This window comes from Edaphobacter modestus (assembly GCF_004217555.1).
Lineage (GTDB): Bacteria > Acidobacteriota > Terriglobia > Terriglobales > Acidobacteriaceae > Edaphobacter > Edaphobacter modestus.
In genome coordinates this window covers 5047740-5072283 of sequence record NZ_SHKW01000001.1, presented here as the reverse complement: position 1 = coordinate 5072283, position 24544 = coordinate 5047740, and the positions used below count along the sequence as shown (strand labels likewise).

Here is a 24544-nt window from a genome sequence, read left to right as displayed (position 1 = left end):
ACAAGGTAGACTCCCAATGCGAGACACCACCCAGGCGCTCTACATCCAGGTTCACCCCTCAGACAACGTCGCCATCGTCGTCAACGAAGGCGGTCTGCCTGCCGGAACGGTATTTGATTCGGGCTTGATCCTGAAGGACGCGGTGCCGGAAGCACATAAGGTTGCGCTCACAGCGATTTCCGAAGGCGCCGCCGTGGTCCGGTACGGCGTAATCATTGGTCACGCCCTAAAAGAGATTCCCGCGGGAAGCTGGGTGCATGAAGAAATCCTCACGCTTCCGCAACCACCAGAGCTCGACCAACTTCCACCTCCCGCGGCTCACCAGCACTGTATCGATCCGCTCGAAGGATTCACCTTTGAAGGCTACGTCAACGACGACGGCACCGTCGGGACAAAGAATATTCTCGGCATCAGCACCACCGTCCAATGCGTCTCGGCCACCGTCGAATATGCCGTAAAAAAGGTCAAGGCAGAGTTGCTGCCAAGATATCCCCACGTCGATGATGTCATCGCCATTACCCATCTCTATGGGTGTGGCGTAGCCATCGATGCACCGGGTGCGGAGATACCAATCCGTACTCTGCGCAACCTTAGCCTGAACCCTAACCTTGGCGGGGCTCCGATGGTCGTCAGTCTCGGTTGCGAGAAGCTGCAACCCGCCCGCATGCTCCCCAGCAGTACCTTGCCAGTCCTGACGTCGCAACCCTACATAGTTCGACTGCAGGATGAGGAGCACCACAGCTTCGGCGATATGGTCCAGGCGATTATGAAGATGGCCGAAGATCGTCTGGTGCATCTCAACCAGCGTCGCCGTGTCACTCGTCCGGCATCTGATCTTGTCGTGGGTCTTCAATGCGGCGGCAGCGATGCCTTTTCAGGGGTTACAGCAAACCCAGCCGTCGGATACGCGGCAGATCTGTTGGTTCGAGCTGGGGCCATCGTAATGTTCTCCGAGGTCACTGAAGTTCGCGATGCGATCGACCTGCTCGTCGCTCGCGCTGCCACTCCCGAAGTCGCAGAGGGCCTCGTCCGCGAGATGGAGTGGTATGACAGGTATCTGCAGCGCGGTGCCGTCGATCGAAGCGCCAACCCGACTCCCGGCAACAAGAGTGGAGGTCTCACGAATATCGTGGAGAAGGCGCTCGGATCCATCGTCAAATCGGGGACAAGCCCCATCAGCGGCGTCTTCGGGCCAGGTGAGCGCGTCACCACGAAAGGGCTCGTCTTTGCCGCCACGCCCGCAAGCGACTTCGTCTGCGGAACGCTCCAGCTCGCCGCATCGATGAATATGCACGTCTTCACCACCGGACGTGGAACGCCCTATGGATTGGCGATGGCACCGGTAATTAAGGTCGCCTCAAGAACAGCCCTCGCCGAACGCTGGTCCGATCTGATCGATATCGATGCAGGAACCATCGCCACTGGAAAGGCCAGCATTCAAGAGGTCGGAGAGCAGATCTTTCATCTCATTCTCGATGTGGCGAGCGGTCGCAAACAGACCTGTGCGGATCATTGGGGACTTCACAATGAGTTTGCGCTCTTCAATCCTGCACCAATCACATAGACGTCCACTCAGCAGAGGCAGGGGCGTTTCGGGTCGAACTTCCAGTTCGGTCTCAAGAACTGCATGGCAGCAGCGTCGTCTCGCGCTCCGAGGCCAACGTTGAGATACAGGCGGTGTGCCGCCTCGACCGCCTCCATATCCAGATCGATTCCAAGTCCAGGCCTCTCCGGAACAGATAACTTTCCATCCTCAATCTTCAAGGGATCCACCGTAAGGCGTTGCCCGTCCTGCCAAATCCAGTGCGTATCGATTGCTGTCACTCTTCCCGGGGCTGCGGCAGCGACATGCGTAAACATGGCAAGTGAGACGTCAAAATGATTGTTCGAGTGCGATCCCCACGTAAGCCCCCACTCGCGGCAGAATTGCGCCACCTGAACCGAGCCCTGCATCGTCCAGAAATGAGGATCGGCGAGCGGAATATCCACAGCATGTAGCTCCGCTGTATACCTCAACTGGCGCCAGTCGGTCGCAATCATGTTCGTCGCCGTCGGCAGCCCTGTCGCGCGACGAAACTCCGCCATAATCTCCCTGCCAGAGTATCCCCTCTCAGCGCCGCAAGGGTCTTCGGCATACGCGAGTACATTGCGTCTTCCGCTGCAAATCCTTACGGCCTCATCCAGCGACCATGCCCCATTCGGGTCGAGTGTGATGCGTGCCTCTGGAAAACGTTCAGCCAGCGCCGTGACAGTTTCCATCTCCTGTTCTCCCGTCAGCACGCCACCTTTTAGCTTGAAGTCGCGAAATCCATATCGCAGCTTCGCGGCTTCGGCCAGCCGCAGAACGGCCTCTGTCGTCAGGGCCTCCTCATGCCTGAGCCGCAGCCAGGCATCCTCGTTTATATCGTCACTCTCGTAAGGTAGATCGGTCTTCCTCCGATCTCCTATGTAGAACAGGTATCCGAGGACGTCGACTTTGCTGCGCTGCTGCCCTTCTCCCAGAAGTTCGGCGACGGGAACTCCGAGGAATTTTCCCAGCAGGTCAAGCAGTGCCGATTCGATTGCCGTCACTGCGTGAATTGTGATTCTCAGGTCGAAGGTCTGCAAACCTCGCCCACCAACGTCGCGGTCCGCAAAGCGCTCTCGTACGGTATTCAGGATGCGCTTATAGAAAGCGAGACTTTTGCCTTCTACCAGGGAGCGGCTCTCCTCGAGCACCTGCCGAATCTTTTCCCCACCGGGAACCTCACCTACGCCCACTGAGCCAGTGTCATCTGTGATGACCACCAGGTTGCGGGTAAAGTAGGGGGCGTGTGCACCGCTGAGATTCAGCAGCATCGAATCCCGTCCCGCCACCGGGATCACCCGCATGTTTTTTAACCGAGGAGATTCTCGTCCAGTCACTTCCTTCATGCCTTTGCGCTCTCAGGTTCGGGCAGCTTCAGATCGACGCGCTTGATCTCCCCTACGATCGGCAGATAGGCAACGATAGCCATCAGCGCCGTCGCGACCACAAAGATCAACGCATCGTGGAACGAGCCCGTTCGTTTGACGATATATCCAATGATGATGGGCGTGGTGATTCCCGCCAGATTGCCGATCAGGTTGAAGAGACCACCGTTCACACCGATCAGGGGCTTTGGAGAGGTATCCGCAATCACCGTCCATCCCAGCGCTCCAAAGCCTTTGCCGAAGAACGCCAGGGACATCAACACCATCACCACCCATTGAGCGTTGGCATAATTGCAACCAATCATCGTAACGGAGAGCAGCATGCCCGCAACGATAGGCGTCTTGCGCGCGAACGACAGCGAATGACCTGCCTGTAGCAGCTTGTCCGATACCACGCCCCCCAGAATGCCGCCTGCGAATCCGCAAAGTGCAGGGAGGGCCGCCATGATTCCAACCTTCGTGATGGACATGTGGCGCGCCTGGCTCAGATAAACCGGAAACCATGTAAGAAAAAACCACGTCAGCGTCGTAATACAGTATTGGCCAATGTAGATGCCTACCAGCATTCGATTGCTCAACAGCATCCTGATCGCCGCCCACGTCAACCTTGGCGCTTTCTGTGTTGAACCGTTGCTCGGATCGATGTTGACCAGTCCGCCGCCCTGTTCGATGTAATCGATCTCGCGTTGATTGATTCGCGGATGCGCCTTCACACCATAGACGACCTTGTACCAGACAAGGCTGAGCAGGATACCTGCCGTCCCCACAAACCAGAAGCACTGCTTCCAGCCCCAGAAGTTCGTAATCCATCCCAGGATGGGAGCAAACAAGACCAGCGAGAAATACTGCGACGCATTGAAGATCGCCGATGCGCGTCCGCGCTCCGCAGTTGGAAACCAGCTCGCTACGATACGACCATTCCCAGGAAATACCGGCGACTGCACAAGTCCGGATATCAGGCGCAGGCCAAAGATCGCAACGAAAGCAGCTGTGGCTGGCAGGTAGCCGGCGAAGCCCGCAAGAAAGGCACAGGCTGACCAGCCAATGATACTGATTCCGTACACGCGCTTCGATCCAAACCGATCGAGCAAACCGCCGGCTGGCAACTGCCCTACGACATACGCCCAGCTAAAGCCGGAGAAGAGATACCCCAGCTTCAGCGCATCCATGTGCAGGTCTTTGGAGAAGCTGATGCCAGCGATTGACAGCATCACACGGTCGCCATAGCTGAAGCAGCTCGCGACGAATAGCATCAACACGATCTGGTAGCGGATGCGTGTCGGTCTCTGCTCCGGTGCGGTCGATATGCCCGGGGCGTTTGCCATTAGTTGCGATTCCCGATCAGTTTTGTCAGTTCCTCAAGCTCTGCCTGGGTCAGCTCAACGAGAGGAGTACGTACCGGCCCGGCAGCTCGGCCAATTGCATTCATACCGGCCTTCACGATAGACACCGCATAACCTTTACGGCGGTTCCGAATTCCTATGTACGGCAGAACGAAGTCACGCAGCCCGGCATAAACCTTCTCCCGATCCCGCTTTCGAACCGCCGCATAGAACTCCTGCGCAAAGCCTGGAAGGAAATTGAAGATAGCAGACGAGTAGGTAGTTACCCCCATCTCGAGATACGGCAGCGCAAATGTCTCTGCCGTCGGCAGGCCGCCGATATAGATCAACCGGTCACCCAGCCGCGCATAGATTCGTGTCATCAGTTCAATATCGCCGTAACCGTCCTTAAAACCAATCAGGTTCGGACACCGTTCGCAGAGCTTCGCCAGCGTCACATCATCCATGATCGCGTTATCGCGGTTATAGAAGATGACACCGAGCTTTGTAGAAGCGCAAACCGCCTCGGCATGAGCGGCCAGGCCAGCCGCTTCCGAGTTCAACAGATATGGCGGAAGAAGCAGGATGCCGTCTGCTCCGGCATCCTCCGCAGCCTTCGCAAACTCCTTCGCCATCGCCGTTCCGTAGCCGCATCCTGCAAGCACCGGAACCCGTCCGGCGGTCTCATCCACCGCAGCCTTTACCACCGCTGAAAACTCACCTGGAGAGAGCGAAAAGAACTCTCCAGTGCCGCCGGCCGCAAACAATCCGGCCGGGTTGTGCTCCAGAAGCCAGGAGATGTGCTCGCGATAAGGTCTTTCATCGAAGGCGAGATCTTTGTTGAAATGCGTGACGGGAAAAGAAAGAAGACCCTCACCGATCTTCTTGGCCAGCTCAGACGGATTCATTTTGGACATCTGCACCTTGTACCCGAAATTGGTTTTCCCACTATACCGTACAGAAAGCTACCGATACGTTTCATACAGAGCAAATGGCCTGCCCCGACCCAAACAGTTGACCTGAGTCCCAAAATTTAACCAGGATGGCCGCTTTTTACTTGTCGAATCCGGCATTCTCGATTTGCCAACCTATACCACCATGCAGTGAGCAGAGGAGCCAGAAGACTGGTAACAATCACCGATGACGCCACCAATACCGTGGCCGACTTCGCGGCCTCTGCATATCGAGAATTAGCCGCTGCCACGAGCATAGGTACCGCGGCAGCATTGCCTGCCGTCGTCGCGGCGGCAATTCCGGCTGTCCCGTTACCGCCGATCAGTTTATCCACACCGACCATCACGACCGCCGAAGTCAGAAGCGTAGCCAACCCCAGGAACAACCCCAATAAACCGGCCCTCCAGAGAAGGTGGAGATCAAGACTCGCACCCAGCGCAAAGGCGAAAAACGGAATCAGCACCGGAGCAGCGCCGCCGAGGAAGGTTCTAAGCTCCGAGTCAAGATTCCCCAATAACATGCCCCCACAGAGCGGAAGAACGGCTCCCAACATCGTCTGCCAGGGAAAGGCGGACAAGCCTGCTACTCCAAGGGTCACCATCGTAATGAAAGGCCCAGACTCCAACGCCATCACCGAATAAGCCGCCGCATCTTCGACCGTGCCATAGCGTTTCATCAACGCCATGTAAAGACCACCGTTCGTATCGTTGATTGCCGCCACAACCGCAAGCGTAGACAGGCCGGCGAACCATCCGGACCGTACAGGCTGCGCACCCAGAAAATGCCCCAGGACCACACCGCAAAGCACACCGAGACCTATCTTGGTAGCCATCAAGGCCCCGCCTCGCCTCAATACCATTGGCAGCGAATCTACGGAGATCGTCGCACCCATGCAGACATAAAAAACGGCGAGGATCGGCAGCGCTCCGGTAAAAAGAGCACCCGTGAAGGAGCCGAAGAACTCTCCCATGTGCGGTGCTACTGTTGCAAGGAACGCCCCGCACCCAAGTGGCACTGTCATCAAGCCGCCGGGCACTCGCTCTACAGCTGCCTTTATCCTCATTTTGTTTGCGTTAAAGATAACGCCTGATCTGCTCCTCTGTCGCCATCTCTTTCAGTTAAGCAGGCAGTGGGACGCCATCAGTACAGAAACTTTGGTTTCACTCCCATATACTTGCCGTCGCAAGTCAAAGCCAGACGCGAGTCTTAACGAATATGCCGATAGAAATTGAAATCCCATCCATGATCAAGATCGGGGGTGGCTCCTTTGCTGAGATCCCGTCCCTTCTCAAGCAGCTGTTTTGTCAGCATCCGCTGATTGTGACCGACGCTTTCCTCATGAGCCAGGGCCTCCCAACGCGGCTGCAGAATATGGTTCAGCAATCCGGAATGGACTGCGCGATCTTCTCCGAAACGGTCTCTGATCCAACGACCGAAGCCGTAGATGCGGCCGTTCGTGTCTTTCAAGCCGGAGGTCACGACAGCCTTGTAAGTTTTGGCGGAGGAAGCTCAATTGACACGGCAAAAGCCATCGGCATGTTGGTCGCGAACAGCGGTCGTTGCCGTGATTACAAAGTCCCGAACCTCATTCCAAAGGCTGGCCCCGTTCATGTAGCAATTCCGACAACGGCGGGCACTGGATCTGAAGTTACTCGCTTCACAGTCATTACCGACTCAGCAAATGACGAGAAAATGCTGATCGCAGGGGGAGCGCTCTTACCCTCAGCCGCCGTAATCGACTATGAGCTTACCCTTTCGATGCCAGCTCGCTTAACTGCGGATACCGGAACAGACTCCCTCACCCATGCTATTGAGGCTTATGTTAGTCGCAAAGCAAATCGCTTCGCAGATGCCTTCGCGCTTACAGCCATGAAAACCATCTGGGAACAGCTGCCGGTAGCGTTTCATGAACCGGGGAATCATGGAGCACGGGAAGCCATGATGTTGGCAGCCACACAGGCGGGTATAGCATTTTCCAACTCGAGTGTAGCTTTGGTACATGGCATGAGCCGTCCTCTCGGCGCCTTCTTCCACGTTCCACATGGCCTGTCGAACGCTATGCTGCTGCCCGCAGTCACCGGGTTCTCTATACAATCAGCCCCCCATCGTTATGCTGACTGCGCCCGCGTCATGGGCATCGCCGCTCCAGCCGATTCGCCCATAAAAACTCTTGACCGATTTGTGGAAGCCCTCTTCAACAGAAACGCCGAACTGCAAGTACCTTCCCCCAAAAAGTACGGCATATCTGAAGACCGATTCTTTGAGGTCCTACCGACGATGGCAGCCCAGGCGCTGGCCTCCGGTTCGCCGCAGAACAATCCACGAGTGCCGACTGCGGCTGAAATCGAGCAGCTATATCGGGAAATATGGAATTAGCTGGTGGCTATACGCCAAGAAGAGAACTGAAAGGTTGATCTAAACAGGTTGTTCCGAAGACCTCAAAGATCACCCGTTTTTTGCGAGACCGCAAGGTCGTTTAAACTAGTCCCATGCGCACCACTCGCTCTCCCCTCTTCGTCACCACGCTCGTTGCGGGGTCTTTCTTCATGGAGAATTTAGACGGAACGATCATTGCCACAGCCCTTCCACAGATGGCACGCAGTCTCCACGTCAGCGCCGTTCGTCTCAACATCGGTATGACGGCCTACCTTATCACCTTGGCAGTCTTCATTCCCATCAGCGGCTGGGTCGCCGACCGCTTCGGCTCACGTTCCGTCTTCGCCTCCGCCATCGCCATCTTCACTATAGCGTCAGTGCTCTGTGGAGCATCACATACCCTCACGCAGTTCACTTTCATGCGCATTCTGCAGGGCATAGGCGGAGCCATGATGGTCCCTGTAGGCCGCCTTATCGTCTTGCGCAGCACCGCCAAGGAAAATCTCACCCAGGCCATCCTCTACATCACCTGGCCGGGACTAACAGCGCTCGTCGTTGGACCACCACTTGGCGGCTTTATTACGACCTTCGCGAGCTGGCATTGGATCTTCTTTCTCAATCTTCCACTCGGCATCATCGCCCTCATTCTTACCATGGCATGGGTGCCGAACTTCCGCACAGACGAGCTACATGCGTTTGACTGGCTAACCTTCATATGGGCGGGTATCGCTTCCACCTGTGCCGTTTATGCCATGGAAAAACTCGGGGGAGACGGCGCTCACTGGCAGTCTTCCGTCATCCTCTTCGCGTTCAGTGCTCTCAGTGCAATCTTCGCAATCGTCTGCGCGTATCGGAGGCCGGCTACTTCTCTGATCGACCTTGAATCTCTCAAGCTGAAGTCCTACTCCCTTTCGATCTTCGGTGCCAGCGGCTTCCGCATCTCGGTGGCTGTCCTACCGTTCCTCCTGCCGCTCATGTTCCAAATCGCATTCGGAATGAACGCATTTATCTCCGGCCTCTACCTGCTTGCGCTCTTCGCAGGCGATCTCAGTATGAAATCCTTCGTCATACGGATTCTTCGCCGTTTCGGATTCCGCCGTATCCTCATCGTCAACGGCGTTATTACTGCCGGTTCAATCGCCTTATGTGCGACCCTCAGCCCCTCAACGCATCCGGTAATCATCGTTGCCATACTCGCATTCCATGGAGCGTGCCGTTCGCTCGAATTCACCTGCATGACCACTCTTGCTTACACGGAAATACCGCCCGAGCGCATGTCGCGCGCCAACGGTTTTCTCTCAGCTGTCATGCAGCTTTCGATGGGCATGGGAGTCGCGGTCGGAGCAGTAACCCTGCGCCTCGTCGCCCACGCTCACGGTCACTCTGCAGCCTTACCCCAGCTGCGCGACTTCCACCTCGCCATCTTCCTCATCTCCCTGCTCTCGCTCGCGCCTGTTTTCGATAGCCTCGGTCTCGACCCATCGGCTGGAGCTGTCGCCAGCGGTCACCGCCATTCAGAGCTCCAGGCCGACCACGTCTAATCGGGAGCAGCAGATCGAGGCTGAACTTCATCAGGTTTGCTAAGCCAGCGAGGATGCATCTGTGAACCGAAACCTATTGGGGTACTGCGCGGTCCAGTTGCGCTTCGTCTTGCTCGGAAAGCTTGACTTGCCTCTTTTTCTCGGAGAAGGAAAAGAGGAAGAAAAGCAATACGAAGGCGGATATGATGCTCGAGAACAGCCATATGGATCTCCATTCGTAGGTAGCTGATCCCCGTGCGGCCGCGAGAGCATAGTGTTCCACTACGAAACCAGAGAGCCACGCGCCGACGAACATCCCCAATCCATAAGTGATGAAGGTAATGAGGCCCTGCGCAGCGGCACGCAATCCGACATTAGCCTTCTGGTCGATATAAATCTGTCCCGTTACGAAGAAGAAATCATAGCAAATGCCATGCAGAAGAATGCCTCCCCAAAACATCCACATGCCACTCCCAGCATTGCCATAGGCGAAGAATAAATATCGAAGCACCCATGCGGCCATCCCCGCCACCAGCATGTACTTCACACCCAATCTTCGAAAAAACAAAGGGATCAGCACCATCCCAAGCAGCTCGGACATCTGGCCGCCGGTCATCTTGCCGGCTGCATTCTGAACTCCTACCTGATTCAGAAAAAGATTGGTAAAGGCGTAGTAGAACTGCAACGGAATGCAGATCAAGAACGAGGCAATGACGAAGATCAACATGGAACGTTCTTTGATCAAAGCAATTGCCTCGCGGGGAAAGATGTCACCTACAGACATCCGATCGGTGCGACCAAGAGGCGGTGTTGAGGGCAACGTCAGACAGTACAAACCCATGATCAGCGAGGACAGTGCCGCGAGTTTCATCGGCATCGCTGTCGCTTCAACCTTCATCGAGCCAATCAGGAGACCCGCAACAATCCAACCGGCGGTACCGAGTACACGAATTGCACCAAACTCCTCCGTCGGGTCACTCATCTGCCGGAATGCAAGCGAATTTGTAAGCGCCAGCGTCGGCATAAAGCAAAGGCAATATAGGAGGAGCAGCGAATAGAAGATCGCGAAAGATGTCTGCGAAGATGCAGCAAACAACAATGCCGCACCCAGCAAATGTAATAACGCAAGGACTTTCTGCGTAGCGAATAGCCTGTCTGCGATCAACCCGACAAAGAATGGAGCAAGAATAGCCCCTACAGCCGTAGCTCCCGCCGCAAGACCAATCTGCTGCCCACTGAAATGGAGTGGCCCCGAAAGCCAGGTTCCCAAAGTGACGTACCAGGCCCCCCAGATGAAATATTCCAGAAACATCATCGCACTGAGGCGCGTTCTCATCTGCAGTTTCATCAATTCCTCTTCCTAATCCTCACCGTTGTACTTGCCCCATCTCATTTTTATCGCTAAATCGCGTCTCCATTTAGGACCATCTCAACGTCTTCCATATGCCGCTCAACTCCGCCAAATCAATTTTAGGATCGATTCAATCATCCGACAGGTCCGGTGCGCGCGTCCCGCGAAAATATACGGTCGACGGCCTGTCGCCTGTACTGTGGCGATCATCGATGTCGATAATCAGATTTAGAAGGCGTTCCAATTGTCCTGATAACATGCAGGTTCTTAGCATCCGAGTGGTTCCTTCCATAGGTATGCCATTTATACATCAATCAGGATGTCTTCCAATTGCTCAGGCGACCTCCGTAAGCGCTTAGGGACGTAATCGGACGGCCCTAGCCACACGGAGTTCCGCATAGCGAGTCTTACCGAGCATTTCGCTAGCTGCCGGCGCCAAAGAGACTCCGATTGAGTGAACAACTTCACGAGCTAGGTCATGAAATGATCGCGGGAACGTGCGAATTGCGGGCGATATCCGGTGCCTGCGGCGTCGCGTTCCCGGGGTGACTCGAAGGCCCGCTTTGGGTAAACGTTCCGAACCGATGACGGCACTACCTGAGAGATCTTTCGTCTTGCCTCTTGCACACTGAATGGTCATTCATGTAGAACATCGCGGCTGAACGTTTCACCGCCGCGCGGCTGCCTGTCTGCATCTCCTGGATGGCCCGCGGTGCGCGACATCGAGGTTGCGCTATGACTACGTCTCTGCTGCGGCTGCTCTCACCGAAGCTACTTGCCGCTCTTCTCCTTCTTCCTCCCTTGATGGTGGGTCTGACGGCGTTTTCGCAAACGGTCTCTACGGCGCAGCTCAGCGGCACGGTGCACGACCATACCGGCGCTGTGGTTCCTAATGCGAGCGTGAAGATCGATGATCCCTCGAAGGGCTTCAGCCGCAGCACGACCACCGATGGCCAGGGCGGCTACCATTTCCTTCTGCTGCCTCCGGGCACGTACGCCGTGACGGCGGCGGCGCCAGGATTCAATGCCATCACTGAGAGCAACGTGGTGCTGACCGTCGGCCAGTCGGTTGAGCTTGCCATCACGCTGCCGCTGGGAGAAGCGCGCGTGAGCATTATCGTGCAGTCCAACGCCGAGCTGATCGAGACGCAGCGCAGCTCGCAGGCCACGACGGTCGACCAGCAGCGCATCAACAACCTGCCCATCAACGGCCGCAACTACATCAACTTCACGCTGACCAACTCGCAGATCGCGCGCGATGCCGCGCCACCGATTGGCGCGATTCCGACCACTGGGCTCAACTTCGGCGGCATCCGCGCGCGCTCGAACTCGATCAACGTCGATGGCGCCGATGCAGGCGACTATATCTCCGGCGGCGCGCGCACCACGGTCTCGCAGGACGCCGTGCAGGAGTTCCAGATCATCACCAACGGTTTTTCGGCGCAGTACGGACGCGCTGCCGGTGGCGTGGTGAATATTGTGACCAAAACAGGCACAAATGCCACGCACGGCAGCGCCTTTGGCTTCCTTCGCAACCGCTACATCCAGGCGACGAACCCTTTTTCGACGGTCTATCAGCCGGCGTACACGCGCGTGCAGGCTGGCTTCAGCTTCGGCGGCGCGCTCAAGAAGAACCGCACATTTTACTTCTTTTCCACTGAGATCACGCGGCGGCAGGAGTCGGGCTTCTCGCAGATCGGCCGCGGCAACTTCGGCCTGACGAACATCGACGTCAGCAGATTCTACGGCGCGCCCGCGGGCTCGCTGATCGTGCAGGGGACCACGGCGCAGCAGGCCTTTCTAAGCGCGGCTCCGGCGGCGACTCCCGGAATTCAGCAGTATGTTGCGCTTGTGGGTTCGAGCTCGTCGCTGGCGCTGACCGGACGAAACCCGGCGTTTCTTGCGCCGACCATCGGCACCAATCGCTTCGTCACCTCGGGGCAGGCGACGCCGGGATCGTACACGCCGCTGAACTCGCTGATCGGCAACTTCCCCGTCACGGAGAAGACGGAGGTCTACTCGCTAAGGCTCGATCACAAGTTGACGGACAGGCAGCAGCTGATGCTGCGCGCGGCGGTGAGCCCGAGCTACGTGACCGGCATCCAGGAGAGCGCGGCCAATCAGAACCTGGGCGAGAACTCGTTCTCGCGCACGGCGTCCTCGAGCATCCACGACGTCGCCATCGTCGGCCAGCACACCTACTTGCTGAGCGACAACAAGGTGAACGAGCTGCGCTTCCAGTACGCGCGGCACCCCGTGCTCTTCGCGCCGTCGAGCGCGCCAGGAGGAACGGGCGTCGCGGTCAACATCCCCGGCTTCGCCTACTTCGGCAAGACTCCGTTCTCTGTCGTCGACCGCATCGAGAACCAGTTCCAGTTGATGGACTATTTCACCTACACGCGGGGAAGCCACACCTTCAAGTTTGGCGTCGACCTGCGCTATATTCCCATCGACATCAAGCAGGGCCAGCTCTACGGCGGCGGCAACTACTCCTTCGGCGCGCTCAACGCCACGGACATCTCACCGGCGCTGGCCGGGCTTCCGGGCTTTTCGCCGATCCAGGCGTATGGGCTCGGCGTTCCGCAGTCGTTCGCGCAGGGCATCGGGCTGACGCAGTTCCGCTACAACCTCAAGGTGCTGGGCGCGTTCGCCGAAGACAGCTGGCGCATCACGCGACGGGTGACGTTGAACGCCGGTGTGCGCTACGACCTGGAGGCGTTCCCCACGCAGCAGGCGCTGAACGCCAGCACCAACGCGGCGGAGCGCGCCTACGGGCTGCGCGAGGGGATCAAGCTGCAGACGAAGAACGTGGCTCCGCGCGTGGGCCTTGCCTTCGATGTCTTTGGCGACTCGAAGACGGTGCTGCGGGCGAACTATGGGTTGTTCTACGACCGCGCGCCGGGCAATCTCGAGGCGCAGTCGAGTATCTTCAACTCGACGACGGTGCCGCTGACGATCCTTGCCGGAGGCGCGCCGTGCACGGGGGCGAGCACGGTGAGCCCGCTGAATCTGAATGCGACCAACACCTTTCAGGGGACGCTGGCGAACGCGAACTGCCTTCCCGTGGCGAGCTTGAACTACCAGGCCTCGCAGCAGAGGTTCGACGCCAACAATACCAACTCGATCTTCATCAACCAGAACTATCTCGCGGCGGGGTTCCCGCTGGCGATCCTGCCCTCGGGGCTGCCTGCGGACCTGAACTATGCGACGCCGTACGTGCAGCAGATCTCCTTCGGCATCGAGCAGGACATGGGGCATAACATCTCGCTGAACATCGCGTACAACTCGACCGGCGGGCGGCACCTGAACCGGCCGATCAACGCGAACGCGGTGAACCCGACGCTGCTGGTGGCGAACTGGCGCGCGGCGGTGGCGGCGGTGAACGCGGGCACGGCGGCGGTGCGTCCGGGAACACCGGTGACGGCGGTGGCGGGGCCGCGGTCGAACCCGCTGACGGTAGCGACGGCGAGCGGAACGATCCCCTGCGGCTCGGGGCCGGGCGGACCTTACGTCGCTCCTCCGCTATTGAACTTCTTCCGGCAATCGGGCGTGAACACCTCGCTGGCGCCGTTCTTCACCGCGCAGGGAGCCGGGGCTTGCGTTGGACTGGCGCAGCAGCTGGTAACGGCGTACAGGCTGGGCGTGGGGGTTCCGGTGCCCTTCGGCGACATGACGCCCAACCGCACCAACGGCACCTCGAACTACAACGGTCTGAGCGTGAATGTTCGGAAGCGCTTCTCGGAGAGGTACGAGTTCCTGGGCAGCTACACGTGGTCGCACGCCATCGACGATTCGACGGACGTGGTGTCGAACTCGGACGCGCCGCAGAACAACTTCGCGGCCAACGCGGAGAGGTCGAAGTCGACCTTCGACCAGAGGCACCGCTTTGTGCTCTCGGGCGTGTACAACTCGGGCAAGCAGGGCCACGGGCTGCGGTCGGCGCTGCTGAGCTTCATCACGGTTGCCCCGATCATCGAGCTGGCCTCGGGGCGTCCGTTCAATATATTGACGGGCTCGGACACGAACTTCGACTTCAACCCGCTGACGGACCGGCCGAATGCGGTAGCTCCCGGCAGCGGGCCGACAAGCTGCGGGACCTCGCCGGTGCTGAGTAAGTACTCGCCGACGGGGGCGTTCAACCTGCCGTGCTACGCGGACGTTCCGGCGGGGTCGCCAGCGTCGGCTTATAACGGCAACTTTGCGCGCAATGTGGGCGTGAAGCCTTACGTGGTGTACACGGACCTGCGGATTGCGAAGTCGATCAGCTTCGGGGAGAAGGCCTCGCTGCAGCTGATGGCCGATGGATTCAACCTGATCAACAAGAACAACGTGCTGGACGTGAACCTGCTGTACACGCAGGCGGGGCAGCAGACGGCGGCCAGCGATCCGCGGCAGTTCCAGTTCGGAGCCCGAGTGTCGTTCTAAGGCTACCCTTCCCTTGCCGGGACTGAACTCGAAAAAAGTACAGTGATTTTAGGAGTAAACAGAGGGTCACAACACAGACGTACTGCTAGATTCGCTACACATGCCGCAAATTACGATTCTATGGTGGAGCTGAGCGGGATCGAACCGCTGACCTCCTCGTTGCGAACGAGGCGCTCTCCCAGCTGAGCTACAGCCCCAAGGTGACTTACCTATTGCTTCACAGAAGTTGTCTGCCGCAATAACTCATCAAGTGTATCAGGAAGCAGACGTCCCCTCAAACCGGATTGTACGATCTCTCCGTTCAACATAACCCGTCACGGCGGTTCCTGCCATCAACGGTTTTTCCACCTGCAGCCAGTTCTGTTCCTGCACATGGATCACTCCCAAAACAGGTATCAAAAGCCGCGTACCACTTCGTGCAATCGCTTCGAGCACTCCTGTATCCCCTGCTGAAAACTCGGTCTTCTCCAACAAAAGCTGCCAGCGCTGCTTCCCCGAACTCCGACCTTCTTCTCGGATATCCACGACTACGCTCGAGAAACTCACGCTGTCAGCACCCCGGTCAATGCACTCTGTAGAGCTTCCATCTCACGGCGCCCCCCAACGCAGAACGGCGTTCGTTGATGAATTCCCGTCGGCCTTATCTCCAGGATGCGTTCTGCTCCATTGGTAGCGACTCCCCCCCCCTGTTCCGCAATAAAGGCCAACGGGTTGGCCTCATACAAAAGGCGTAGCTTGCCCTTGGACTGCTTCTCCGTAGGAGGATAGAGAAAGACTCCTCCCTTCAGCAGCGTACGGTGGAAGTCCGCCACCAGGCTTCCGATATAACGAGAGCTATAGGTCTTCCCCAACCCGCCTTCGCGCAACATCGTCACATAGGAACGATACCCCTCCGGCCAACCGGCTGCATTCGCCTCGTTCACCGAGTAATAGATTCCCTGCTCCGGCATCTGCATCCGTTCGTTACTCAACACGAACGCACCGATCTTCGGATCAAGCGTGAATCCATGAACCCCGTTTCCGGTCGTGTACACCAGCACCGTCGAAGGCCCGTAAACCACATACCCCGCAGCTACCTGACGAAACCCCGGCTGCAGAATCGACTCTTCCAGCGTTCCGAGTTCCGCGGGCATGCGCCGCAGCACGCTGAAGATCGTCCCGACATTCACATTGACATCGATATTGCTCGAACCATCCAGAGGATCGAAGACCAGGATGTACTTGCCCGTCTCCGCATCGCGGTTGAACGTAACCGGCTCCTCATCTTCTTCGCTTACCAGCGCCGCCACACTATCCCTTAGCCCCAGACAATGCAGCATCGCCTGATTCGCATACACATCCAGCTTCTGCTGTTGCTCGCCCTGGACATTCTCCACGCCGACGGCACCCAGCACATCGCTCAGACCGGCAGATCGAATTTTCGCCTCAATCATTTTGGTGGCCAGCGTAATTCCGCTCAGCAACCAGCTAAAAGTTCCAGACGCCTCGCGGCCGGTTGACTTTAACAACTCCTGCTGCTGCTGCAGAATATGCTGCTGTACTGTCGTAATCATTGCCATACTGTCCACCTCGGTTAATAGCCGCGCTACAGCGTCGCCCATAGGGTCCGCCAAGTATCGAAGCTATCATCTGTACGATATTCCATCCAGCATGGCGTAGGATCGACCATTTCTATCCATCACGCCTAGGCTTTGGCAAAAGGCTCTTCAAGTGAAGGACTTTGCGGGGTAAACATCTCACCGCCGCTGGGAGTAACCACCCAATCGTCCTCAAGTCGAATTCCGAACTCACCTACGATGTAGATACCCGGCTCGTCAGAAAAGGTCATGCCCGATTCAAGCGGCAGATCGTTCCCCTTTACCAGGTACGGCCATTCATGTCCGTCCATGCCGATTCCGTGGCCCAGCCGATGTGTGAAATGTTTATAGCCGGGACCAAAGCCCGCGTCCGTGATCACTTTGCGAGCAGCATCGTCCACAGCATGGCAGGCAGCACCAGCCTTCCCCGCCGCGAGTGCTGCAGCCTGTGCCTTGTGGACAACATCGAAAACCTGCTTCTGTTTATCCGTTGCCTTGCCCAGCACAAACGACCTCGAGATATCAGACTGATACCCCTCCACCACACACCCGTCATCCAACAGGATGATCTGCCCCTCGCGAATCACCTGTGGCTGCAATGAGCCATGCGGAAGCGCCGTGTACTCCGCCACCTGGCACGAAGCGAATCCCGGAAATCCCGTGCGCTCGTAAGCCGCACTGATCAGGTCGGAGACATGGCGGTTCGTCATCCCCGGTTCAAGCGACTTCCACGCCGCCTCGTACACCTTCAAGGTGTTGTCATTAGCCAGCCTCATCAGCGCCAGTTCGGCGGGGGATTTGACGGCGCGGCAACCAGCCGTAACCGGGGTTCCACTGACGGCAGTCAGAGTAGGACTGGCATGGGCAATGCCGTCCGAAAAGGCAAACTGTGTGCGCTCCTCGACTCCAATCTTGCCTGTAGTGATGCCCGCATCCTTCAAAGCCTTCGCCAGCAGCGCGTAAGGACTCTCATCTTCATTCCACGTATAGACCCGCGTTACCGACGCCTGCGGTAACGTCGCCGGCGTCGCCTCCATGCGCTCACGCACCCTCCCTTCCTCAAAGACCGGGCACACAATAAACGGACTTCCCGTCGCCGGAAGAACCCACGCAAAGAAGCGTTCCGATTGCCCCCACCGCAAACCTGTGAAGTAGGCCAGCGAGGTTCCCGTGCAGATCACCAGCGCATTCAGCCTGCTCTTCGCCAGTAGCCCCCGAGCGCGCTCGATGCGGTGCTCGCGCTCTTCGAGGCTGATCGGCACAGCCTCGGAACGACGGCTCGTAAGCGCCGCGATGGCCGGCGGAAGCTGCTTGATTTCAGCAGAAGAACCGGATGGCCGCTGCGCCTGAAGCGTTAAAGACGGCGCTGCGGCTGCTGCGGATGCGGCGAGAAGAAAGCTTCGTCTGGATGGCATGAGCGGATTGTAACCAATAATGTTCGGCACGCATGCATTGAATCAATGCTCCACCGGAACACCGTCCAGGCTTCCCAGCCGTCCCACGGGATACAAACCAACCCGATTCGCGGCATACCACGGCGAGCGTTCATAAAAAAACTCCAGCCGCGCATACGAACTCGCCGCGAACGCCGGATCGCTCGACACCTTCCGCTCGAACTCCGCCTTCAGCTTCGGGTCTTTCGCCATCATCTCTCGCGCCAGTTCCTCCAGCACGTAGGCCTCGCCGTATTCCTTCTGCTCAAAGATCGCATCGAAGAATCCCCACTGCATCGCCGAATCGGGCGCCGCCGGCTCCAGCCATGCCATCGCCACACGCGACAGACGCTGATTCAGCTTCACGACCGCAGAACCCGCCGGAAAACTCAGCCGTTCTTGTACCAGCACACAGTTTCCGAACTTACCCGGATCGTGCTGCGCCTCACCGTTGAACGTCGGATGCCTGCCTTCGAACGGAGGTCCCTGCCACTCCATCCCCGCGCAGCGATAAGTCTCCACGACTCCACTCCATGCCGACGTCGTGCGCGTCATCGCCACCTGATGAGCAGCTAGCGCATCGATCACCTGCGTCCACTGCGCCGGAATGATATAAGCCGCGGGAGGCGTCGTCTCTGCTGCTACCGTGAAGCCCGTCCGGGCTGGCAGCGAAACATTCCACAGCTCATGCGTATACCTCACCCACATCGCCCCCGAAACCCCGCTCAGCTCTCGCGTGTATTTGTAACCCCGAAACAGGAACGGAGTCGTCTGCCCTCCCCACGCCAGCGCCAACGGATACTTCATATTGCTCAGGGGATGCGATCCCGTCGCTTCCGCTTCCTTATCCGCAGCCGCATTCAGTGCCAGCAGTTTATCCGCATCACGGTTGACCAGTTCCATGAGACCAGCCAGAATCTCGTAGTTTCCCGTCACCCGCGTCCGGTAATCCTTCAGCATATGCAACTCCACCAGCATTCCCGGACGGCCTTCAAGAATCACGTAGCCCGTCGAAAACCTCGGCGGATTGTCGTTGAATCCCAATCCCTCTGCAGGATCGTTGTCGTTCACAAGGTTGATATACGTAGGCGACGCCAGATGTCCATGCGCATCCACGTACCTCTCAAGCGACGGCGTAGCCACCTCATCGACCCACTTTGCCGTTCCCGCCGGAACATTTGGCCCATCGTCGATCGTGAAAGTCACGTCATATTGGTAATCCGCGCCATCCGTCACATGATCGTCGACAAAGAAGTCCGGCATCCACCGATGGAACATCGCCAGGAACGCCCGGGTCTCCGGTGCATCCGCCTTCAAGTAGTCGCGGTTCAGGTTCAGATTCGTCCCATTGCCGCGCCACCCCATCTCCGCCGGGCCGTCCTGATTGATGCGGTTATAGCGACCCCGGCGTTCGTGCCCATCGGCGTTGTACATCGGGATAAAAACAAACACCGCGCGCTCCAGCAGCGCCGCCTTCGACTTTGTAATCACCATGTCTCGCAGCAGCGCAAGACACGCATCCTTGCCATCCATCTCGCCCGCATGAATCGAGTTCTGCACCAGCACCACCGGGCGCTTCGCCGCATGAATCGCCACCGGATCAAATACTCCATCGCGTGAGACGACCACAACATCCAGCTCGCGGCCCTCACCCGTCTTCCCAAACGGCTCAATCTTCACCTCGCGAGGAGCTGCCGTCTCCACACGCCTCAAATAGTCCATCGTCCCGACATAGTCAGGTGTCGTTGCGTAGCAACTCTTCTCCGCCGGGGTAGCCCATTCGTTCTGCACCGTGCAAGGCGCTGTCGCCGGAGCGTCCATCAGCCGAGGCTGGGCCACCGTCTGTCCATACACCGCGCCACTGAAGACCATCATCGCCCACAAACTCAAGCCGATCCGCATTGCCACTCCCCTTACACACAGCCTGGAATCCCTATGCATCACGCTAGCACCTCGCCATCCACCGTCCTCTGTCATGCAGGCGTGGGCCTGGAATAAACCGTTTGGGCTATCGCGCCACGGCGAGAATCATGGCTAAACCATCGAACGAACCCTGGAACATATCGACGGAGACCGCCTTCCTGCTGTGTCAACGGGAGGCGTTTGCTGTCACGCAAGCGTACCGTCGACACCGTCGATCCAGCCCGAGGCTGTACACGGCATCTCCTAAAATCTATCCTTGGTTTTATCTATGGATCAGAATCTTTGGAACACCGTCGACCGCTACCTCGCAGATACACTCATCTCTCCGGATCAGCGCATCGAAGATGCTCTTGAGGCCAACGCGTGCGCCGGTCTTCCCGCGATCGACGTTGCTCCCAGCCAGGGGAAACTGCTCCACCTTCTTGCCCGCGTCCAGGGAGCGCGACGCATTCTCGAGATAGGTACCCTCGGCGGTTATTCCACCATCTGGCTCGCCCGTGCGCTTCCGTCTAACGGCCAACTCGTCACCCTCGAGCTCGAACCGAAACATGCCGCCGTAGCCAGTTCCAACATTCAACGGGCAGGCCTCTCTTCGCTGGTAGATATCCGCGTCGGCCCTGCCCTTGATTCTCTCGCGGCGCTTCACGCCGAAAAGCCCGCGCCCTTCGATTTCATCTTCCTCGACGCCGACAAGCCCAATAATCCCAACTATCTGGAATGGGCCGTCCAACTCTCTCGACCTGGCACTCTCATACTCGCCGACAACGTCGTCCGTGAAGGATCCATCGTGGAGGAGGCAAGCACCGATCCTCGCGTCGCCGGAACACGCACCTTCCTCGAAAACCTCGGCAACCACCCGCGCCTCGATGCCACAGCCATCCAGACCGTCGGGGTCAAAGGTTACGATGGCTTCGCGCTCGCCATCGTGAAGGCCTGAACTCTCGCCGCGGGCAAACTAGGTCAAGTCGTCCGTATCGAACGCAGGACGCTTCCGTCCCAACGCCGAGATATCCCGCGAGTCGCCCACCAGTCCCTTCACCACCTCGTCAATGTCGTCGTCGACCTCAGCAGTCGTAACCATCTGTACCGGAGTATCCGCCAACTTCACGCTCTCCAGCAGCACCGTCGCATGAGCTACCGCCACATGATCCTGGTTCAGCCCCTCCGGCGTCTTGGCCTTGATCCCGACCTCGCCGGGCTTTACGCCCAACAGTTCAGCCACACGCTCCCGGAGCTCACCGGCGATGGGAACAATCTTGGGCTGCGCCATCACCAGCACCGTATCCACGTTGACGATCTTGTATCCCGCCGTCGCCACCTCTTCCAGCGCCGTCTGAAGAAAGATGTGCGAGGCTGCGCCCTTCCATCGCGGATCGCTCGGCGGGAAAAACGTTCCGATATCCCCCGCAGACACTGCACCCAGCAGCGCATCGGTAATCGCGTGCAGCAGCACATCCCCGTCCGAATGCCCGGCCAATCCCTCCGGGTGCTCGATCGCCAGTCCGCCTATGACCAGTGGAACGCCCGGCTTGAATGCGTGCGAGTCGAACCCGTACCCGATCCTCATGCTCATCGCGCACCTGCCTGCTGCAGATAAAACTCTGCCAGTTCGATGTCGCCCGGCTGCGTAATCTTGAAATTCTTCGCCGAACCCGGCACCACCGCCACCTCGATTCCCGCTCGCTCCAGCAGGCTCGCCTCATCGGTTCCCGCAAATCCATCGGTCTCTGCCTCGGCAAAGGCCCTCCGTAGCAGCCCTACACGCGCACCCTGCGGAGTCTGCGCCAGCACAATTCTCTCTCGTGGAATCGTCGACGTAATGATCGCTCCCTCGGCCATCCGCTCTACCTGCTTGATCGTATCCACTGCAGGCAGGCCCACGATGGCAGCGCCATGCCGCTCTACCGCATCGATGGTCCGCTCGATCGTCGCTACATCGATCAGTGGACGCACCGCATCATGCACCAGAACGATATCGTCCTCATGGCTTTCCAGCGCCGCCAGTGCATTGCCAACGGACTCCTGCCGCGAATCGCCGCCCTCAACCACGTGAACCCGCGCCCCCAGCTCATACTCATCCATCTGAGCCTTAACCCGTTCCCGTTCCGAGGCGCGCACCGCAACACACACCGCATCCACACGCGGGACATCGAGGAACGCCTTTACCGAGCGCACCAGCACCGGAACGCCGCCAACACTCAAGAACTGCTTCGGGGCGGCTGCATGAGAACCGGCAGCCATTCGTGTGCCGATCCCCGCCGCGGGAAGAATGACAAAAACTCGCATAACCTGCGAAGTATACAAGATTATGGTGCGACTTCCCCCTTGGAGTGCTCCGCCAGCTTCCACCAACGGGTAATAATGGCTCTGTGCCGGATCCCACTCTTCCATCTGAGGAATACCTTCAGCGACAACGCGCACGCGAGCTTCGGGTCGCTCACTTCGAAGCAATTCATATCCGGCTGGGCAATCTTCGCCTTCTGCTGGTCCTGCTCGAAGTTGCCGCCATCTTTTTCTACCTCCGAACCCCTAGTTTTTCGGGGCGATGGCTTCTTGTTCCTCTAGTTCTCTTTATCGCCGTTGCGGTCTTTCACTCGAAAACTCTTCAGAGGCAATCTCTGGCGAAGCGCGCCGTGGACTTCTACCGCCACGGTCTGGCGCGGATCGAAGATCGTTGGCAAGGCATGGGCCAGCTCGGAGATCGCTTCGACATCTCCACCCATCTCTACGCCGCAGACCTCGATCTCTTCGGACACGGAAGCCTCTATCAGCTTCTCTCCGTCGCCCGCACTCGTATGGGCGAGGACACCCTCGCCAGTTGGTTGCTCCAGCCATCTCCCCTGCCCGCAATCCTCGAACGGCACACCTCCCTCGCCGACCTTCGCAGCCGCATCGACTACCGCGAAGATATGGCAATTCTGAGCGACAACCTACAGACCGGAGTTCATCCCGCGGAGCTCACGCAATGGGCTCAGTCTCCAAGGCAACTAAAGAGTCGGTTCGTCCGCTGGCTCGCTCTTCTGCTCACGATTCTCATGCTCGTGGCAGCTGCTTTCTGGATCGACTCAGGAGTCAAAGCTCCCTTCTTCACGGTTGTCTTCTTCGAAGGCATCCTCGTTCTTCTCCATCGCTCCAGGGTCGAATCCATCCTCCATCAGACGGAACACGCCCTGGATGATCTCCAGCTCCTCTCCTCCCTCCTTGCTCGCATGGAACAAGAGCCATTTGCAGCCCCCGCACTTCTTGCATTGAAGGAACGTCTTTCTACTTCCTCGTCGACGGCATCCCAGGCCATTGCCCGCCTCGACACAATCTGTCAGCACATCCAGTCACTGGAAAATCCGCTCATGCGGCTGCTCGACATTCCATTTCTTTACTCCGTCCAGCTCGCCTTCGTCGCCGACGCATGGCGCCACCGATACGGCTCGGCGGTAATCGCGTGGCTCGCCACTCTCGGCGAGATGGAAGCCCTCCTCTCGCTTGCAACCTACAGCTACGAACATCCCGCCTATCCCTTTCCTGACTTCCTCTCCGGCGAACCTGCCTTCCACGCGGTCTCCCTCGGACACCCCCTTATTCCGGATTCACGCTGCGTCCGTAACGATATCGCCCTCGGCGACCAACAAAGAGTTGTCCTCATCAGCGGCTCCAACATGTCCGGCAAGAGCACCCTCATGCGCGCGGTAGGCATCAACACCGTCCTCGCCATGGCTGGCGCCCCCGTCCATGCCGGATCGCTTCAGCTCACGCCTTTGCGCGTCGGTGCCAGCATCCTCGTCAACGACTCCCTGCAGAAAGGCAGCTCCCGCTTCTACGCGGAGATCACCAGGCTTCGCCACATCCACGATCTCGCCGATCAGGACCCGCCTCTCCTCTTTCTCCTCGACGAGCTCCTTCAGGGAACCAACTCCCGCGATCGCCTCATCGGAGCCGAAGGCATCGTCAACGCGCTGCTCAGCACCAATGCGATCGGCATCATCAGCACTCACGACCTCGCCCTCACCGCCCTCAAAGGCGACTCAATCCACAACATGCACTTTCAGGACGAGATCGAGGACGGCAAGATGAAGTTCGACTTCAAACTCCGGAACGGCCCCGTCACCCGCAGCAACGGAGTCGAACTGATGCGCCTCATAGGTCTCGACGTTTGAAATCAGACGTCAGAAAGCATTGCTTTTACCTCAGTGGAAACCTATATTCATTTCACTCTCGATGAGAACCGGGTGCAGAATGCGGAGATGTCTCATGAGCGGCTTGCTGGTGCTAATGGCAGGCATCCCTTCCGCCCAAGCCCAAACCCATTCGACTGCGGATCCATCGGTGACGATCTCCGGAACCGTATTGGACACATCAGGAGCAGTAATTCCCAACGCCGAAATCAAATTGACGGCGGTGGAAACAAGCGTCGCTACGACGGCTTCAGACCAGGGACAATTCTCAATCCACACAAAACCCGGCGACTATGTTCTAAAGGTCTCCAGCCTCGGTTTCAGGCCATATGAACTATCCATTCACGTGGCCTCCTCATCCGAGGAACAGCTTCGAGTCATCCTTCAGGTCGGCGGCGGCTGTTCGGTATGTTTTGAAGAGAACATACCGCCGGCCCCCATTCTGAATGCCTCGCTCTCCTCAACGATTCCGCTTCAGTCTCTCCCTCCATTACCTCTTCACAGGAAAAGCCTGAAGAGGCTCCCACGCTGAGATACAGCCC

The 24544-nt window shown here is 58.2% G+C and carries 18 protein-coding genes and 1 tRNA gene; 7 read left to right on the top strand and 12 right to left on the bottom strand.

Going from position 1 to position 24544, the window contains the following annotated elements; all coding sequences use genetic code 11:
- The first annotated feature begins 16 nt into the window (after positions 1–16).
- Complete coding sequence (garD, locus tag BDD14_RS21360) at positions 17–1564, top strand: galactarate dehydratase (protein ID WP_130421056.1); 1548 nt, start codon at positions 17–19, stop codon at positions 1562–1564.
- 8 nt (positions 1565–1572) lie between these two features.
- On the opposite strand, the gene BDD14_RS21355 is transcribed toward garD, so the two are convergent.
- From BDD14_RS21355 to BDD14_RS21340, 4 genes are all read right to left on the bottom strand, one after another.
- Complete coding sequence (locus BDD14_RS21355; protein WP_130421054.1) at positions 1573–2913, bottom strand: enolase C-terminal domain-like protein; 1341 nt, start codon at positions 2911–2913, stop codon at positions 1573–1575.
- Positions 2910–4277 carry an MFS transporter gene (locus tag BDD14_RS21350; protein WP_130421052.1) on the bottom strand — a complete coding sequence of 456 codons (1368 nt, stop codon included), beginning with the start codon at positions 4275–4277 and terminating at the stop codon, positions 2910–2912. The genes BDD14_RS21355 and BDD14_RS21350 overlap by 4 nt, the downstream gene beginning before the upstream one ends.
- Positions 4277–5182 (bottom strand): 5-dehydro-4-deoxyglucarate dehydratase, encoded by a 906-nt coding sequence (kdgD, locus tag BDD14_RS21345; RefSeq protein WP_242618103.1) that lies wholly within the window; start codon positions 5180–5182, stop codon positions 4277–4279. The genes BDD14_RS21350 and kdgD overlap by 1 nt, the downstream gene beginning before the upstream one ends.
- 125 nt (positions 5183–5307) lie before the next feature.
- Positions 5308–6291: a 2-keto-3-deoxygluconate permease gene (locus tag BDD14_RS21340; RefSeq protein ID WP_130421048.1), complete on the bottom strand. Its 984-nt coding sequence runs from the start codon at positions 6289–6291 to the stop codon at positions 5308–5310.
- 179 nt (positions 6292–6470) lie between these two features.
- On the opposite strand from BDD14_RS21340, the gene BDD14_RS21335 reads away from it, so the two are divergent.
- Both BDD14_RS21335 and BDD14_RS21330 read left to right on the top strand, forming a co-directional pair.
- Positions 6471–7604 carry an iron-containing alcohol dehydrogenase gene (locus tag BDD14_RS21335; RefSeq protein WP_242618101.1) on the top strand — a complete coding sequence of 378 codons (1134 nt, stop codon included), beginning with the start codon at positions 6471–6473 and terminating at the stop codon, positions 7602–7604.
- Positions 7605–7717: 113 nt separating this feature from the next.
- Entirely contained in the window at positions 7718–9145 is a 1428-nt protein-coding gene (locus tag BDD14_RS21330; RefSeq protein ID WP_130421044.1) for an MFS transporter, read from the top strand.
- A 73-nt stretch (positions 9146–9218) separates the two neighbouring features.
- On the opposite strand, the gene BDD14_RS21325 is transcribed toward BDD14_RS21330, so the two are convergent.
- Positions 9219–10460: an MFS transporter gene (locus BDD14_RS21325; protein ID WP_278045529.1), complete on the bottom strand. Its 1242-nt coding sequence runs from the start codon at positions 10458–10460 to the stop codon at positions 9219–9221.
- Between the two features lie 750 nt (positions 10461–11210).
- Between BDD14_RS21325 and BDD14_RS21320 the strand changes: the two genes are divergently transcribed.
- Entirely contained in the window at positions 11211–14900 is a 3690-nt protein-coding gene (locus BDD14_RS21320) for a TonB-dependent receptor (protein WP_242618100.1), read from the top strand.
- A gap of 121 nt (positions 14901–15021) precedes the next feature.
- Here BDD14_RS21320 and BDD14_RS21315 read toward each other — a convergent pair.
- The 5 genes from BDD14_RS21315 to BDD14_RS21295 all read right to left on the bottom strand — a co-directional run bounded on the left by BDD14_RS21315 (position 15022) and on the right by BDD14_RS21295 (position 19812).
- Positions 15022–15097 (bottom strand) — tRNA-Ala (locus tag BDD14_RS21315).
- A 58-nt stretch (positions 15098–15155) separates the two neighbouring features.
- Positions 15156–15371 carry a hypothetical protein gene (locus tag BDD14_RS21310; RefSeq protein WP_242618099.1) on the bottom strand — a complete coding sequence of 72 codons (216 nt, stop codon included), beginning with the start codon at positions 15369–15371 and terminating at the stop codon, positions 15156–15158.
- 71 nt (positions 15372–15442) lie between these two features.
- Complete coding sequence (gene fbp / locus BDD14_RS21305; protein ID WP_242618098.1) at positions 15443–16501, bottom strand: class 1 fructose-bisphosphatase; 1059 nt, start codon at positions 16499–16501, stop codon at positions 15443–15445.
- Between the two features lie 83 nt (positions 16502–16584).
- Positions 16585–17892: a M24 family metallopeptidase gene (locus tag BDD14_RS21300; RefSeq protein WP_130421034.1), complete on the bottom strand. Its 1308-nt coding sequence runs from the start codon at positions 17890–17892 to the stop codon at positions 16585–16587.
- A gap of 42 nt (positions 17893–17934) precedes the next feature.
- Positions 17935–19812 (bottom strand): M14 family metallopeptidase, encoded by a 1878-nt coding sequence (locus BDD14_RS21295; RefSeq protein WP_242618097.1) that lies wholly within the window; start codon positions 19810–19812, stop codon positions 17935–17937.
- Between the two features lie 289 nt (positions 19813–20101).
- Between BDD14_RS21295 and BDD14_RS21290 the strand changes: the two genes are divergently transcribed.
- Positions 20102–20770 (top strand): O-methyltransferase, encoded by a 669-nt coding sequence (locus BDD14_RS21290; protein ID WP_130421032.1) that lies wholly within the window; start codon positions 20102–20104, stop codon positions 20768–20770.
- Between the two features lie 18 nt (positions 20771–20788).
- Here BDD14_RS21290 and ispF read toward each other — a convergent pair whose 3' ends face one another.
- A complete protein-coding gene (ispF, locus tag BDD14_RS21285; RefSeq protein WP_130421030.1) occupies positions 20789–21406 on the bottom strand; it encodes a 2-C-methyl-D-erythritol 2,4-cyclodiphosphate synthase in 618 nt (205 codons plus the stop codon).
- Positions 21403–22119 (bottom strand): 2-C-methyl-D-erythritol 4-phosphate cytidylyltransferase, encoded by a 717-nt coding sequence (gene ispD / locus BDD14_RS21280; RefSeq protein WP_130421028.1) that lies wholly within the window; start codon positions 22117–22119, stop codon positions 21403–21405. Before ispD ends, ispF begins: the two co-directional genes overlap by 4 nt.
- Before the next feature lie 83 nt (positions 22120–22202).
- Between ispD and BDD14_RS21275 the strand changes: the two genes are divergently transcribed.
- Positions 22203–23984, top strand: a complete 1782-nt coding sequence (locus BDD14_RS21275; protein ID WP_130421026.1) for a MutS-related protein — start codon at positions 22203–22205, stop codon at positions 23982–23984.
- A gap of 94 nt (positions 23985–24078) precedes the next feature.
- On the top strand, positions 24079–24534 hold the full coding sequence (locus BDD14_RS21270; protein WP_165420185.1) for a carboxypeptidase-like regulatory domain-containing protein: 456 nt from the start codon (positions 24079–24081) through the stop codon (positions 24532–24534).
- Positions 24535–24544: the final 10 nt, after the last annotated feature.

Bases quoted from the DNA above. Each gene is read 5' to 3' on its own strand.
- BDD14_RS21340 (WP_130421048.1), bottom strand. From the start codon at position 6,291: ATGAGGATAAAGGCAGCTGTAGAGCGAGTGCCCGGCGGCTTGATGACA.
- BDD14_RS21295 (WP_242618097.1), bottom strand. From the start codon at position 19,812: ATGCGGATCGGCTTGAGTTTGTGGGCGATGATGGTCTTCAGTGGCGCG.
- BDD14_RS21355 (WP_130421054.1), bottom strand. From the start codon at position 2,913: ATGAAGGAAGTGACTGGACGAGAATCTCCTCGGTTAAAAAACATGCGG.
- ispF (WP_130421030.1), bottom strand. From the start codon at position 21,406: ATGAGCATGAGGATCGGGTACGGGTTCGACTCGCACGCATTCAAGCCG.
- BDD14_RS21350 (WP_130421052.1), bottom strand. From the start codon at position 4,277: ATGGCAAACGCCCCGGGCATATCGACCGCACCGGAGCAGAGACCGACA.
- BDD14_RS21325 (WP_278045529.1), bottom strand. From the start codon at position 10,460: ATGAGAACGCGCCTCAGTGCGATGATGTTTCTGGAATATTTCATCTGG.
- garD (WP_130421056.1), top strand. From the start codon at position 17: ATGCGAGACACCACCCAGGCGCTCTACATCCAGGTTCACCCCTCAGAC.
- BDD14_RS21330 (WP_130421044.1), top strand. From the start codon at position 7,718: ATGCGCACCACTCGCTCTCCCCTCTTCGTCACCACGCTCGTTGCGGGG.
- fbp (WP_242618098.1), bottom strand. From the start codon at position 16,501: ATGGGCGACGCTGTAGCGCGGCTATTAACCGAGGTGGACAGTATGGCA.
- BDD14_RS21270 (WP_165420185.1), top strand. From the start codon at position 24,079: ATGAGCGGCTTGCTGGTGCTAATGGCAGGCATCCCTTCCGCCCAAGCC.
- BDD14_RS21335 (WP_242618101.1), top strand. From the start codon at position 6,471: ATGATCAAGATCGGGGGTGGCTCCTTTGCTGAGATCCCGTCCCTTCTC.
- BDD14_RS21300 (WP_130421034.1), bottom strand. From the start codon at position 17,892: ATGCCATCCAGACGAAGCTTTCTTCTCGCCGCATCCGCAGCAGCCGCA.
- kdgD (WP_242618103.1), bottom strand. From the start codon at position 5,182: ATGAATCCGTCTGAGCTGGCCAAGAAGATCGGTGAGGGTCTTCTTTCT.
- BDD14_RS21290 (WP_130421032.1), top strand. From the start codon at position 20,102: ATGGATCAGAATCTTTGGAACACCGTCGACCGCTACCTCGCAGATACA.
- ispD (WP_130421028.1), bottom strand. From the start codon at position 22,119: ATGCGAGTTTTTGTCATTCTTCCCGCGGCGGGGATCGGCACACGAATG.
- BDD14_RS21320 (WP_242618100.1), top strand. From the start codon at position 11,211: ATGACTACGTCTCTGCTGCGGCTGCTCTCACCGAAGCTACTTGCCGCT.